The organism is Burkholderia sp. PU8-34, assembly GCF_053427725.1.
This window is the reverse complement of the sequence record NZ_JBSAXC010000015.1, coordinates 27000-41079: the sequence shown is the minus strand read 5'-3', so window position 1 is coordinate 41079 and position 14080 is coordinate 27000. Positions and strand designations below refer to the sequence as shown.

Annotated in this window: 14 protein-coding genes; 5 read left to right on the top strand and 9 right to left on the bottom strand. The window is 66.8% G+C overall.

What is annotated here, in order from left to right:
• Window positions 1-8 precede the first annotated feature (8 nt).
• Entirely contained in the window at window positions 9-212 is a 204-nt protein-coding gene (locus tag ACV22Z_RS27705) for a cold-shock protein (protein WP_006400508.1), read from the bottom strand.
• Window positions 213-632: 420 nt separating this feature from the next.
• Between ACV22Z_RS27705 and ACV22Z_RS27700 the strand changes: the two genes are divergently transcribed.
• Window positions 633-2231, top strand: a complete 1599-nt coding sequence (locus ACV22Z_RS27700) for an APC family permease (RefSeq protein WP_448079463.1) — start codon at window positions 633-635, stop codon at window positions 2229-2231.
• Between the two features lie 170 nt (window positions 2232-2401).
• Here ACV22Z_RS27700 and ACV22Z_RS27695 read toward each other — a convergent pair whose 3' ends face one another.
• From ACV22Z_RS27695 to ACV22Z_RS27665, 7 genes are all read right to left on the bottom strand, one after another.
• Complete coding sequence (locus tag ACV22Z_RS27695) at window positions 2402-3193, bottom strand: DODA-type extradiol aromatic ring-opening family dioxygenase (RefSeq protein WP_448079462.1); 792 nt, start codon at window positions 3191-3193, stop codon at window positions 2402-2404.
• Between the two features lie 219 nt (window positions 3194-3412).
• Complete coding sequence (locus ACV22Z_RS27690) at window positions 3413-4009, bottom strand: UbiX family flavin prenyltransferase (protein ID WP_448079461.1); 597 nt, start codon at window positions 4007-4009, stop codon at window positions 3413-3415.
• Between the two features lie 23 nt (window positions 4010-4032).
• Complete coding sequence (gene grxD, locus ACV22Z_RS27685) at window positions 4033-4344, bottom strand: Grx4 family monothiol glutaredoxin (protein ID WP_011883132.1); 312 nt, start codon at window positions 4342-4344, stop codon at window positions 4033-4035.
• A 67-nt stretch (window positions 4345-4411) separates the two neighbouring features.
• Complete coding sequence (gene prmC / locus ACV22Z_RS27680; protein WP_448079460.1) at window positions 4412-5254, bottom strand: peptide chain release factor N(5)-glutamine methyltransferase; 843 nt, start codon at window positions 5252-5254, stop codon at window positions 4412-4414.
• 7 nt (window positions 5255-5261) lie between these two features.
• Window positions 5262-6344, bottom strand: coding sequence for a peptide chain release factor 1 (gene prfA, locus ACV22Z_RS27675; RefSeq protein ID WP_448079459.1), 1083 nt, complete (start codon window positions 6342-6344; stop codon window positions 5262-5264).
• An 82-nt stretch (window positions 6345-6426) separates the two neighbouring features.
• On the bottom strand, window positions 6427-7725 hold the full coding sequence (gene hemA / locus ACV22Z_RS27670; RefSeq protein WP_448079458.1) for a glutamyl-tRNA reductase: 1299 nt from the start codon (window positions 7723-7725) through the stop codon (window positions 6427-6429).
• A gap of 26 nt (window positions 7726-7751) precedes the next feature.
• Entirely contained in the window at window positions 7752-8513 is a 762-nt protein-coding gene (locus ACV22Z_RS27665) for a response regulator transcription factor (protein WP_448079457.1), read from the bottom strand.
• A 175-nt stretch (window positions 8514-8688) separates the two neighbouring features.
• Here ACV22Z_RS27665 and ACV22Z_RS27660 point away from each other — a divergent pair, with 175 nt between their 5' ends.
• From ACV22Z_RS27660 to ACV22Z_RS27645, 4 genes are read left to right on the top strand one after another with little or no spacing between them, the layout of a single operon-like run.
• Entirely contained in the window at window positions 8689-8943 is a 255-nt protein-coding gene (locus ACV22Z_RS27660; protein ID WP_448079456.1) for a hypothetical protein, read from the top strand.
• Window positions 8944-8961: 18 nt separating this feature from the next.
• The gene (locus ACV22Z_RS27655) at window positions 8962-10776 is read left to right on the top strand and encodes an aminopeptidase P family protein (protein ID WP_448079455.1); all 1815 of its coding nucleotides are present in this window, start codon (window positions 8962-8964) and stop codon (window positions 10774-10776) included.
• A 56-nt stretch (window positions 10777-10832) separates the two neighbouring features.
• Window positions 10833-11384, top strand: a complete 552-nt coding sequence (locus tag ACV22Z_RS27650) for an isochorismatase family protein (protein ID WP_448079454.1) — start codon at window positions 10833-10835, stop codon at window positions 11382-11384.
• Entirely contained in the window at window positions 11381-12004 is a 624-nt protein-coding gene (locus tag ACV22Z_RS27645; RefSeq protein WP_448079453.1) for an HAD-IA family hydrolase, read from the top strand. Before ACV22Z_RS27650 ends, ACV22Z_RS27645 begins: the two co-directional genes overlap by 4 nt.
• A 204-nt stretch (window positions 12005-12208) precedes the next feature.
• On the opposite strand, the gene ettA is transcribed toward ACV22Z_RS27645, so the two are convergent.
• Window positions 12209-13876, bottom strand: a complete 1668-nt coding sequence (gene ettA / locus ACV22Z_RS27640) for an energy-dependent translational throttle protein EttA (protein ID WP_448079452.1) — start codon at window positions 13874-13876, stop codon at window positions 12209-12211.
• Between the last annotated feature and the right edge of the window lie 204 nt (window positions 13877-14080).

Below are 14080 nucleotides of genomic sequence, written 5' to 3'. Positions count from 1 at the left end.
CGCTGAACTTACAGCGGGCGAATGTTCGCTGCTTGCAGACCCTTCGGGCCCGTCTTCACTTCGAATTCGACCTTCTGGTTTTCTTGCAGCGTCTTGAAGCCTTCGACGCGGATTTCCGAGAAGTGCGCGAACAGATCGTCGCCGCCGCCTTCCGGGGTGATGAAGCCGAAGCCCTTTGCGTCATTGAACCACTTGACGGTACCGGTTGCCATGTTACTTGTTCCTAAAAAGATAAAACGGGGCCGAAGCCCATGGGGTGCGGAAAATCAAGGAAGGGGTAATGGGACCAACCGGAGTACCGTTGATGGGCGAACTACGAAAGAACCAATTCACTCGCCACTTGAAATCCTGCGTGGATCTTTATACGGCTAATTCACCTCGAGGTCAACCGTATTTCCATAGTCTCAGGGTTATTCCGAGTTTAGAGCTTACAAACATTGCAAAGGTCATGGTTTTTTTGTAGGGGGCGATCGATTTTGGCGCCAATCCGGAGGTGCAACCGTTAAACTACGCGCCGCGTGGACGGGTTGCCCTGATCGGGTGATGCGTCCCCCCAAGAATGCGTGCGCGGTGCAATCCGAGCCGATCCCGGATGGCGGGCCGACCATGCTTTTTGAGACACAGGAGAGGATGTGAAGAGTTCTATTCAACGGAACATCGGCCCGTTTGCACTGATGCTGACGGGGCTGGGTTCGATTATCGGCTCGGGCTGGCTGTTCGGCGCCTGGAAGGCCGCCAAGATCGCAGGTCCGGCGGCGATCTGCGCATGGATCATCGGCGCGGTCGTGATTCTGGCTATTGCGCTGACGTACGCGGAACTGGGCGCGATGTTCCCCGAGTCGGGCGGCATGGTTCGCTATGCACGCTATTCGCACGGGTCGCTGGTGGGTTTCATCAGCGCGTGGGCGAACTGGATCGCGATCGTATCGGTGATCCCGATCGAGGCGGAAGCGTCGATCCAGTACATGAGCACGTGGCCGTATCCGTGGGCGCACGCACTGTTCGTCAACGGTGAGCTGACGACCCCCGGCCTGCTGCTGTCGGCCGTGCTCGTGGTCATCTACTTCCTGCTGAACTACTGGGGCGTGAAAGCGTTCGCGCGTGCGAACACGGCGATCACGATCTTCAAGTTCCTGATCCCCGGCCTGACGATCGCCGGCCTGATGTTCTCGAGCTTCCACTCGGAGAACCTCGGCACGGCGACGAACGCGAGCTTCGCGCCGTACGGCTGGTCGGCGGTGCTGACCGCGGTTGCGACGAGCGGCATCGTGTTCGCGTTCAACGGCTTCCAGAGCCCGGTCAACCTCGCGGGCGAAGCGCGCAATCCGTCGCGCAGCGTGCCGTTCGCGGTGATCACGTCGATCCTGATCGCACTCGTGATCTACGTGCTGCTGCAAGTCGCGTACATCGGCGCGGTGAATCCGGCCGACATCGCTGCGGGCTGGTCGCACTTCAACTTCAAGTCGCCGTTCGCCGAACTGGCGATCGCGCTGAACCTGAACTGGCTCGCGATCATGCTGTACGTCGACGCGTTCATCAGCCCGAGCGGCACCGGCACGACCTACATGGCGACGACGACGCGGATGATCTACGCGATGGAGCGCAACAACACGATGCCGAAGATGTTCGGCAACGTGCACCCGCTCTACGGCGTTCCGCGCCAGGCGATGTGGTTCAACCTGCTGGTCTCGTTCATCTTCCTGTTCTTCTTCCGCGGCTGGAGCTCGCTCGCGGCGGTGATCTCGGTCGCGACGGTGATCTCGTACCTGACCGGCCCGATCAGCCTGATGGCGCTGCGCCGTTCGGCGACCGACATCGAGCGGCCGCTGTCGATTCCTGGCATGAAGCTGATCGCGCCGTTCGCGTTCGTCTGCGCGTCGCTGATCCTGTACTGGGCGAAGTGGCCGCTGACGGGCGAAATCATCCTGCTGATGATCGTCGCGCTGCCGGTGTACTTCTACTTCCAGGGCAAGGCCGGCTGGGGCGGCTGGGGTGCCGACCTGAAGGCCGCATGGTGGCTCGTCGCCTACCTGCCGACGATGGCCGTGCTGTCGCTGATCGGCAGCAAGGAGTTCGGCGGCCACGGCGTGCTGCCGTACGGCTGGGACATGCTGATCGTCGCGGCGATCTCGCTGGTGTTCTACTTCTGGGGCGCGAATTCCGGCTACCGGACCAAGTATCTCGACGAGCGCGAAATGCACGACGAGATCCTCGAAGGTATCGGCGCCTGACGCATCGTGACCTGCCGCCGGGATCGGCGGCGGCAGGTTCGACGAAAAAAGCCCGTTCGAGCGCCTGGCTCGGACGGGCTTTTTGTTTTTGGGGCCGGGTTGGTGCCGACGCCGACGCCGCGGAAAGGCCTGCGGCCGTCAGCCGATGAAGGCCTGCGGCCGTCAGCCGATTACGCGGCCGCGCCGGTGAACACGTAGTTCGTCATCGCGAGCACGCGCTGGTAAGTGCCGAGCGACTGGATGCCGAGCTGATAGTCGTCGTCCGCCGCGCCGAGCGCCACGAACACCGGCAGCAGGTGCTCGTCGGTCGGATGCATCAGCACCGCGTGCGGCGCCTGGCGGCGATAGTCGAGCAGCGCGTCGATGTCGCGCTCGGCGAGCTTCGCCTCGAACCAGTCGGTGAATTCGACGACGCGCGGATCGGCATCCTCGGGTGCCGCGCCGAAATCGGCGGCGCGCAGGTTGTGCGTGATCTGGCCGGAGCCGATCACCATCACGCCTTCGTCGCGCAGTGGCCGCAATGCGCGGCCGAGCGCGAAGTGATGGGCGGCGTCCGCACGCGGCTGGATCGACAGCTGCGCGACCGGCACGTCGGCTTCCGGGAACATCAGCAGCATCGGCACCCATGCCCCGTGGTCGAGGCCGTGCTCGGTCGTCTGGGTTGCGATGCCGGCCGCGTTCAGCAGGCCGGCCGCGCGCTCGGCCACGTCCGGCGCACCCGGCGCCGGATAGCGGATCTCGTACAGCGCGCGCGGGAATCCGTAGAAATCGTGGATCGTTTCCGGATGCTGCGCGACGCTCGCGACCGGCTGCTGGGTGCCCCAGTGCGCGGACAGCATCAGCACCGCGCGCGGGCGCGGCAGCTGGGCGCCGAGGTGCGTGAACGCACCGGACGGCAGGGTCGGGTCGATCGGCAGCGTCGGGGCGCCGTGGGACAGGTAGAGCGAAGGCAAGCGGTTCATGGCGGTGGCCTGCGAATGATGTTGGCTGTGACTATAGCCCCGCATCGATTGTTGATAAATTCGCTGATGCGAATTTGATTGGATCGTATTTGTTGATAATCGGAGGCAGCTGCAGCCTGGGTGCGCGTGTTTGCGTCAATGGACGATGTTCGTCGACGATGGTCGGCGAAATCTTCAAAAAGGACGGAGAAGTGAGGAGATGTGCGCTTGTGGGCTTCGTTACTGCGCGTGCCGAATGCCTTCCCAGGGCGTCGTCAGCGGCGCGCTCAGCGCGAACAGGTCGAGCACGCGCGCGACCGTCTGGTCGACGAGTTCCTCGATCGTCTTCGGCATCGCGTAGAAGGCCGGCAGCGGCGGAAACACGATGCCGCCCATTTCGGTGACGGCGGTCATGTTGCGCAGATGCGCGAGGTTGAACGGCGTTTCGCGCACCATCAGCACGAGGCGGCGGCGTTCCTTCAGCGTGACGTCGGCGGCACGGGTGATCAGGTTGTCCGACAGGCCGTGCGCGACACTCGCGAGCGTCTTCATCGAGCACGGTGCGATCACCATCCCGTCAGTCGCGAACGAACCCGACGCAATCGTCGCGCCGACGTCGCGCACGGCATGCACGACATCCGCGCGGCGTTCGACGTCGGTCTTCGACAGCTTCAGTTCGTGCTGGATGTTGAGCCAGCCGGCGCTCGAAATCAGCAGGTGCGTTTCGACGCCGCCGGCGGCGCGCAGCATGTCGAGCAGCCGCACGCCGTAGATCGCGCCGGTGGCACCGGTGATCGCGACGATCAGGCGGCGCGGCGGCGCGCTGCGGGATTCCATCGGGGGAGGGGCGATACGGAGCGTCAAGCAGCGGCGAACAGTTGCTGCAGTTCGCCCGACTGATACATCTCCATCATGATGTCCGAGCCGCCGATGAATTCGCCCTTCACGTACAGCTGCGGAATGGTCGGCCAGTTCGAGAATTCCTTGATGCCCTGGCGGATTTCGTCGTCCTCGAGCACGTTGACCGTCTTGAACTGGTCGACGCCGCAGGCCTTCAGCACCTGCACGGCGCGGCCCGAGAAGCCGCACATCGGAAATTGCGCGTTGCCCTTCATGAAGAGCACGACCTGGTTTTCGTCGACGATTTGCTTGATACGTTGTTGGGTGTCCATGACTGACCTTGCGTTAGCGGGGCGTTAGAACGAAATGATAGCGGATTTCCACCGCGCGGGCCGGGCGTCAGCCGGGCCGGCGGCCGCCGGTAGTGCGCTCGATCGCGGCGAGATCGGTGAGCGATTCGATCGCGATGTAGCCGCGCGCGGCGAGCAGCGTGCGCACGGCTTCGGCCTGGTCGTAGCCGTGCTCGATCCACAGCGAGCCATGCGGTTTCAGGAACGCGCCGGCGCCCGCGACGATCGTGCGGATTGCGCTCAGGCCGTCCGCGTCGTCGGTCAGCGCGCCGCGCGGCTCGAAGCGCAGGTCGCCTTGCGACAGGTGCGGGTCGTGCTCCGCGATGTACGGCGGGTTGCTGACGATCGTATTGAACGTGAGCGACGGATCGAGCGCCGCATACCAGTCGCTCTGCAGCCAGTGCAGCGGGCCGCCGGGACGGCGCGCGTCGAGCAGCTTGTCCGCGTTGCGTCGGGCAACGCCCAGCGCGGCCGGCGAGCGGTCGAGCGCCCAGACGCGCGCGTCGGGCCGCTCGGCCGCGATCGACACCGCGATCGCGCCGCTGCCGGTGCCGAGGTCGAGCACCGCGGGATGCGCCATGCCGTCGATCGCATCGAGCGCCGCCTCGACGAGCAACTCGGTTTCCGGGCGCGGAATCAGCACGTCGGGCGTCACGTCGAACGGCCGTCCGAAGAATTCGCGCACGCCGACGAGTTGCGCGACCGGCTCGCCCGCGACGCGGCGCGCCTCGAGCGCACGATAGCGCTCGACCGCGGCCGAGTCGAGCGGCTCGTCGCCGCGCGTGATCAGTTGCGTGCGCGTCCAGCCGAGCGCATGCGTGAGCAGCACGCGCGCGTCGACTGGGTCGAGCGGCGACGCGCGCAGCAGGTCGACGGCGGTCGTGGCGCTCATCGCGGGCTCAGTCGGCGTCGCCGAGCGACGCGAGCAGCTCGGCCTGGTGCTCGCTGACGAGCGCGCCGATCAGTTCGTCGAGATCGCCGTCCATGATCGCCTCGAGCCGGTACAGCGTCAGGTTGATCCGGTGATCGGTCATCCGGCCCTGCGGGAAGTTGTACGTGCGGATCCGTTCCGAACGATCGCCCGAGCCGATCAGGCTCTTGCGCGTCGCGGCTTCCTTCGCGTGCTGCTCGTGATACTGCTTGTCCTTGATCCGCGCGGCGAGCACCTTCAGTGCGCGGTCCTTGTTCTTGTGCTGCGAACGGTCGTCCTGGCACTCGACGACGATCCCGGTCGGGATGTGCGTGACGCGCACCGCCGAATCGGTCTTGTTGATGTGCTGGCCGCCCGCGCCCGACGCACGGAAGGTGTCGATCCGCAGATCGGCCGGATTGATCTCGACCTCGCCGATCTCGTCGGCTTCCGGCATCACCGCGACGGTACACGCGGACGTGTGGATGCGGCCCTGCGTCTCGGTGGCCGGCACACGCTGCACGCGATGGCCGCCCGATTCGAACTTCAGGCGCGAATACGCACCCTGGCCCGCGATCCGCACGATCACTTCCTTGTAGCCGCCGAGATCCGACGCGCTTTCCGACATCATCTCGACCTGCCAGCGCTGGCGTTCCGCGAAGCGCAGGTACATGCGCAGCAGGTCGCCCGCGAACAGCGCCGATTCGTCGCCGCCCGTGCCCGCGCGGATTTCGAGGAAGATATTGCGCTCGTCGTTCGGGTCCTTCGGCAGCAGCATTTTCTGCAGCTCGGTCTCGAGGCGGACCATGCTGTCCCGGGCGCTCTTGATCTCGTCCTCGGCGAAGTCGCGCATCGACGCATCGCCGAGCAGCTCCTGCGCAGCCACCTCGTCGCTGCGCGACTGGCGCCACAGCGCGTACTGCTCGACGACCGGGCCGAGCTCGGCGTGCTCGCGGGTCAGCTTGCGGTACTGGTCGAGATCGGCGGTGACGTTCTCGCGGCTCAGCAGGTCGTTCAGTTCGGCCAGCCGTACGGACAGCTGGTCGAGCTTGCGTTGCATGCTCGTTTTCATGATGTGGAGCGGCGCTCCCGGGCAAGGGGTATTCGGAAAGGATAGGTCGGCTCGCGGCCGACGGCAGGGCGACCGGCCGGCGCTAGTGGCCCGACTGGTCGTTCGAGCGCGGCGCGTGCTGGTAGAAGCCGCGCATCAGGTCGATCAGCGAATCGCGATCGGCGCCGTTCGAGCGGTTGAGCGCGCTCGTCGGGCCGTGGATCAGCTTGTTGGTCAGCGCCTGCGACAGCGCTTCGAGTACGGCGGCCGGATCGTCGCCGCGCGCGAGCATTTTCTGCGCCTTGTCGACTTCGGCGCGGCGCAGCGCATCGGCCTGCGTGTGCATGTGACGGATCACCGGCACGACGCTGCGCGTGTCGAGCCATTGCATGAAATTCTGCACGCGCGTCTCGATGATCGCCTCGGCCTGCGCGACCGCGGCCTGGCGTGATGCGTTGCCTTCGCGCACGATCGCGCCGAGATCGTCGACGGTGTACAGGAACACGTCCTTCAGCTTGCCGACTTCGGGCTCGATGTCGCGCGGCACCGCGAGGTCGACCATGAAGATCGGCCGGTGGCGGCGCGCCTTCACCGCGCGCTCGACCGCGCCGAGCCCGATGATCGGCAGCGTCGATGCGGTGCACGACACGATGATGTCGAATTCGTGCATGCGGGCCGGCAGGTCCGACAGCGGCATCGCGCGGCCGTTGAAGCGTTCGGCGAGCTTCTGGCCGCGCTCCGCGGTGCGGTTCGCGACAACCAGCTCGCGCGGGCTCTGCGCGGCGAAGTGCGTCGCGCACAGCTCGATCATTTCGCCGGCGCCGATGAACAGCACGCGCTGGTCGGACACGTTCTCGAAGATGCGCTGCGCGAGGCGGACCGCGGCGGCGGCCATCGACACCGACTGCGCGCCGATCTCGGTCGTGCCGCGCACTTCCTTCGCGACAGCAAAGGTGCGCTGGAACAGCTGGTTCAGGTAGGTGCCGAGCGCGCCGGCCTCCGACGCGGTACGCACTGCGTCCTTCAGCTGGCCGAGGATCTGGGTTTCGCCGAGCACCATCGAGTCGAGGCCCGACGCGACGCGGAACGCGTGGCGGACCGCTTCCGACTGCGGCAGCGCATAGAGGTGCGGCGCGAGTTCGTCGACGGGAATCCGGTGATACTCCGACAGCCAGCGCACAGCGCCCTCGCGTGCCGCACGGTCGTCGGTCGCGCAATAGAGTTCGGTGCGGTTGCAGGTGGAGAGGATCGCCGCTTCCGGCGTATTGGGCGCCTGGGGCCCGAGGAAGACACTCTTGAACGTGACGAGAGCCGGCTTGATCTGTTCGAGCGGAAACGCCACGCGTTCGCGCAAGGCGACTGGCGCAGTGTGGTGGTTGATTCCGATCGTGAGGAGTTGCATATCAAGGGCTATCGTTTAGCTGCGTATTATAGCGTCTCGGTGATTTCGTCACTCGCTGCGTATCGGCCATCCGCGACACTGGGGCGACAATTTGGGGGCTCGATCGGCACCTGGTCGAGCTGGTAGCCATAGCCGTACAGCGGCAGCAGCCGGTAGCCGCGCTCGGGCAGAAGCTTCAGCTTGCTACGCAGCCGGGATGCGTGGGTGTCGAGGGTGCGCGACTTCATGTCGCGCCGGCGCGCCCAGACCGTTTCGAGGATATGGGCACGCGACACGGGCCGGGACAGGTTCGCGAACAGCAGCAGCGCGAAGCGGAACTCCTTCGGCGTGAGCGCGACGATCTCGTCGCCGAAGCGCGCGAGGCAATGCGTGGCGTCGAACGCATATTCTCCATACGTATCGCGCGAGCGGTTCGGCGGGCGCCGCACGCCCGCGCGGCGCATCAGCGCGTTGACGCGCGCAAGCAGCTCCGGGCCGCTGACCGGCTTGACGACGCAGTCGTCGGCGCCCGCATGCAGGCACGACACGATCTCGCTCTCGCGCGGCATCCGCATCACGGCGATCGCGGGCAGGCCGGGCAGGATCGCGCGTGCGCGCGGAATCACTTCCTCGGCGGGCTGGTCGCCGGCCCAGTCGACGGTGATCAGCATGTCGCAGGTATCCGTGGCGAGCCACTGGAAGAACCGTGCGCTCGACTGGAAGAGGTGGCAGACGTGGCCGCCCGCGAAGAGGAGGCGATTCAAGAGCGCTGCATGTCGCGCATCCGGATCGATCAGAGCGATTCGCATGGGATTTCTTCATTACGGCAGCCGGTGCGCGCTTGCCATAACGTCGGGTCGGCCCCTACACTCGAACGTTACGCGGCAAGTACCCTGCTGATCTCGGTTTCGATGGATGGGTCGATGCTAGCCGCGGGAATCGTTCACGCCTATGGGACGAATCTGAAATTAATAGAGGCGTCGAATGAACTGGTTTGGAATCATCGTCCTGGGAGCGGCCGTCGGGCTGTTCGGCCGCTGGCTGCACCCGTTGCGCCGCGACGGCCGGCCGGCCTGGTGGGTCGCGGTACTCGTCGGCATTGCCGGCGCGGCTGCCGCGAAGATGGCCGGCAATCTCTCGGGACTGTTTTACGACGGCGAGACGCTCGAATGGCCGGTCTGCACCGGTGTCGCGTTCCTTGCCGTAGCCGCGACGGTCGCGCTGGCGGCGCGTCGCTGATTGCTCTCAGGTGAAATCATGAATCCCCGTCTTCCCGAAGCCACGTCGGTGCCGGCCCGTCTCGCGCTGCTGCGTGGCGCGATGGTCCGCGAGAACCTGGCTGCCTATCTCGTACCGTCCGCCGATCCCCACCTGTCCGAATACCTGCCCGAACGCTGGCAGGCGCGCCGCTGGCTGTCCGGTTTCACGGGCTCGGTCGGCACCCTCGTCGTCACCGCCGATTTCGCGGGACTGTGGGTCGACAGCCGCTACTGGGTACAGGCCGACGCCGAACTGGCCGGCAGCGGTGTCACGCTGATGAAGATGACGGGCGGGCAGCAGAGCGCGCCGCACGTCGACTGGCTCGCGCAGAACGTGCCGGCAGGCGCCACGGTCGGCGTCGACGGCGCGGTGCTCGGCGTCGCGGCCGCGCGTGCGCTGTCCAATGCGCTGACCGCGCGCGGCATCGCGCTGCGCACCGATCTCGACCTGCTCGACGCGATCTGGCCCGAGCGGCCGGGGCTGCCCGACGACACCGTGTTCGAGCACGCGGCGCCGCAGGCCGACGCGACGCGCGCGAGCAAGCTCGCCGAGGTGCGCCGTGCGATGCACGCGCAGGGCGCGCAATGGCATTTCGTGTCGACGCTCGACGATCTCGCATGGCTCTTCAACCTGCGCGGCGCGGATGTCAACTTCAACCCGGTGTTCGTTGCGCACGCAATGATCGGCGCCGATCGCGCGACGCTGTTCGTCGCCGACGGCAAGGTGCCGCCCGCGCTCGCCGCGTCGCTCGCGCAGGACGGCGTCGACGTGCGGGCGTACGACGCCGCGCGTGCGGCGCTCGGCGCGCTGCCCGACGGCGCGACGCTGCTGATCGATCCGCGCCGCGTGACGTACGGCACGCTCGAGGCCGTGCCGTCCGGCGTGAAGCTGATCGAAGCCGTCAATCCGTCGACGTTCGCGAAATCGCGCAAGACGCCCGCCGAGATCGAGCACGTGCGCGTGACGATGGAGCACGACGGCGCGGCGCTCGCCGAATTCTTCGCGTGGTTCGAGCAGGCGGTGAACCGCGAGACGATCACCGAGCTGACGATCGACGAGAAGCTCACCGCCGCGCGCGCGCGGCGTCCCGGCTACGTGTCGCCGAGCTTCGCGACGATCGCCGGCTTCAACGCGAACGGCGCGATGCCGCACTACCACGCGACGCCCGAATCGCATGCGACGATCGCCGGCGACGGCCTGCTGCTGATCGACTCCGGCGGCCAGTACGTGAGCGGCACGACCGACATCACGCGCGTGGTGCCGGTCGGCACCGTCAGCGACTTGCAGCGGCGCGACTTCACGATCGTGCTGAAGGCGATGATGGCGTTGTCGCGCACGCGCTTTCCGCGCGGCATCCGCTCGCCGATGCTCGACGCGATCGCGCGCGCGCCGATGTGGGCGGCCGGGCTCGACTACGGCCACGGCACCGGCCACGGCGTCGGCTACTTCCTGAATGTGCACGAAGGCCCGCAGGTGATTTCGCACTACGCGCCGGCCGAGCCGTACACGGCAATGGAAGAGGGGATGATCACGTCGATCGAGCCGGGCGTGTACCGGCCCGGCCAGTGGGGGATCCGGATCGAGAACCTGGTCGTCAACCGGGCCGCCGGACAGACCGAGTTCGGCGACTTCCTCGCGTTCGAAACGCTCACGCTCTGCCCGATCGACACGCGCTGCGTGCTGGTCGAGATGCTGCACGAAGAAGAGCGCGCGTGGCTGAACGCGTATCACGCGACGGTGCGCGAGCGCGTCGGCCGGCACGTGAGCGGCGACGCGAAGGCGTGGCTCGACGCGCGGACGCAGCCGATCTGACGTGACGCGCGCGCCGCATTGATTCGAATAACGAAGGACGAGAGACGAGGGCAGCGATGGCGAAAGTGGCAGTGATCGTGGTCGACATGCAGCGCGGGCTCGTGCAGCGGGCGAACCCCGCGTACCGGCTCGACGACGTGGTGGCCGGCATCAACCGGCTGACGGCGGCGGCGCGGGCGGCGGGCGCGCCCGTCTGCTTCGTGCAGCACGACGGCGACGCGGACGACGACATCGTCCCCGGCACGCCGGGCTGGGACCTGCATGCGGATCTCGTCGTCGCGGACGGCGACTGGCGCGTGCGCAAGCGCTTCGGCGATGCGTTCCACGAGACGCCGCTTGCCGAACGGCTCGACCGCGACGGCATCCGCGCGGTGCTGATCTGCGGCTATGCGACCGAGTTCTGCGTCGACTCGGCCGCGCGCCGCGCGGCGCTGCTCGGCTATCGCACGACGGTCGTGTCCGACCTGCACACGACGAACGAGCGCGCGCACCTCGCGGCCGCGCAAATCGTCGCGCATCATCACTTCGTCTGGGAAAACAGCACGCTGTCGGGCATTGCGGTGACGCCGCGCCCGCTCGCCGACGTGCTCGCGACGGAGTTCGCATGACGATCAAGGCCGTCGTATTCGATTTCGGCGGGGTGCTGATCGACTGGAGTCCCGAGTACCTGTACAGGCAGCTGATTCCGGACGATGCCGAGCGCCGCTGGTTCCTCACGCACGTGTGCGGGATGGACTGGGTGATCCGCCAGGACGGCGGACAGACGATCGAGGAAGGCACAGCCGAACGCGTCGCGAAGTTTCCGGAACACGAGCCGCTGATCCGCGCGTTCTACACGCGCTGGCACGAGATGATCGGCGGCGTGCTCGCGGACGGCGAGGCGCTCGTCGACCGGCTCGACGCGCAGCGCATGCCGCTCTTCGGGCTGACGAACTGGTCCGCGCAGACGTTCCCGTATGCGTGGGACAGGTTTGCGGTGCTGCGGCGCTTCCGGGACATCGTCGTGTCGGGCCGCGTGAAGCTTGTGAAGCCCGATCCGGCGATCTACCGCGAGATGCACGCACGGATCGACCCGCACCTGCCGGGCATCGCGCCGCACGAACTCGTATTCATCGACGACAACGCGAACAACGCCGCCGCCGCGACTGCGCTCGGCTGGCACGGCATCCACCATACGAGCGGCGCCGCCACCGAGGCGCGGCTGCGCGAGCTGGGCGCGCTCGCCTGAGCGGGCGACAGGCGGTACGCAGCGCAGGCCGTGGCCCGTGTGCGACGCGCGGCCGTGCAAGCGCACAAAAAACAAAACCCCACGCTCCGAAAAACGTGGGGTTCATCGTCAGTCTGACGCGGGCCGGCGGCCCGCTTTCCTGTCTCGCGAGTGAAGGGGTGCCGGCACCGCGTTGCCGCGACGCAGGCAACCCTCCCGCGCCGATCAGCGGCTGATCGGCTTGTAGCGGAGGCGGTGCGGCTTCGCGGCTTCCTCGCCGAGGCGCGCGCGCTTGTCGGCCTCGTACTCCTGGTAGTTGCCGTCGAAGAACGTCACCTGCGAATCGCCTTCGAACGACAGGATGTGCGTCGCGATCCGGTCGAGGAACCAGCGATCGTGCGAGATCACCATCACCGAGCCCGCGAATTCGAGCAGCGCGTCTTCGAGCGCGCGCAGCGTTTCGACGTCGAGGTCGTTCGACGGCTCGTCGAGCAGCAGCATGTTGCCGCCGGCGATCAGTGTCTTCGCGAGGTGCAGGCGGCCGCGTTCGCCGCCGGACAGGTTGCCGACGATCTTCTGCTGGTCGCCGCCCTTGAAGTTGAAGCGGCCGATGTACGCGCGCGACGGCGTTTCGTACTTGCCGACCGTCAGGATGTCGGCGCCGCCCGAGATTTCCTCGAACACCGTCTTCGAGCCGTCGAGCGCGTCGCGGCTCTGGTCGACGTACGCGAGCTTGACCGTCGGGCCCATCACGATCTCGCCCGAATCCGGCTGCTCCTTGCCGGTCAGCATCCGGAACAGCGTCGACTTGCCGGCGCCGTTCGGGCCGATGATGCCGACGATCGCGCCGGCCGGGATCTTGAAGCTCAGGTCGTCGATCAGCATGCGGTCGCCGAACGCCTTGCTGACGTTCTTGAACTCGATCACTTCATTGCCGAGGCGGTCGCCGACCGGAATGAAGATTTCCTGCGTCTCGTTGCGCTTCTGGTATTCCTGGCTGTTCAGCTCCTCGAAGCGCGCGATACGCGCCTTCGACTTCGCCTGGCGGCCCTTCGGGTTCTGGCGCACCCACTCCAGTTCCTTCTTGATGGCCTTCTGGCGTGCCGACTCCGACGCTTCTTCCTGCTTCAGGCGCTCTTCCTTCTGGTCGAGCCAGCTGCTGTAGTTGCCCTTCCACGGAATGCCGTGGCCGCGGTCGAGTTCGAGAATCCACTCGGCCGCGTTGTCGAGGAAGTAGCGATCGTGCGTGACGGCGACGACGGTGCCCGGGAAGCGCACCAGGAACTGCTCGAGCCAGTCGACCGATTCGGCGTCGAGGTGGTTGGTCGGCTCGTCGAGCAGCAGCATGTCGGGCTTCTCGAGCAGCAGCTTGCACAGCGCGACGCGGCGCTTCTCGCCGCCCGACAGGTGCTCGATCTTCGCGTCCCACGGCGGCAGGCGCAGCGCGTCGGCCGCGACTTCGAGCTGCTGCTCGGGGCTGCCGCCGTCGCTCGACGCGAGGATCGCTTCGTACTTCGCCTGCTCGGCCGCGAGCGCGTCGAAGTCGGCGTCCGGCTCCGCGTAGGCCGCGTAGATTTCCTCGAGCTTCTTGTTCGCCTGGAACAGGTCGCCGAGGCCTTCCTCGACCGCTTCGCGCACGGTCTTGGTCGGATCGAGCTGCGGTTCCTGCGGCAGGTAACCGATGTTCAGGTTCGGCATCGGCGTCGCTTCGCCTTCGATGTCCTTGTCGACACCCGCCATGATGCGGATCAGCGTCGACTTGCCCGAGCCGTTCAGGCCGAGCACGCCGATCTTCGCGCCGGGGAAGAACGACAGGGAGATGTCCTTCAGGATCTGGCGCTTGGGCGGCACGATCTTGCCGACCCGGTTCATCGTGAAAACGTATTGGGCCATTTGGGTGTGAAAGTCAAAAGTTGAGGCCGCCGCGCAGCGGACTCGCGGCGCGGCGTCGGGTGATTCGGTCCGGAGAGTGCCGCAGGTCGTGCGGCGGAGTCGCCGCGTGGCGGCGGCGCGAGCGGCTATTGTACTTCGGCGCCGGCTGCTGCTGGCGTGGCGGGTGGGCGCGTCCGTGTCGCGACGCAGTGGGCGGCGCGGCTG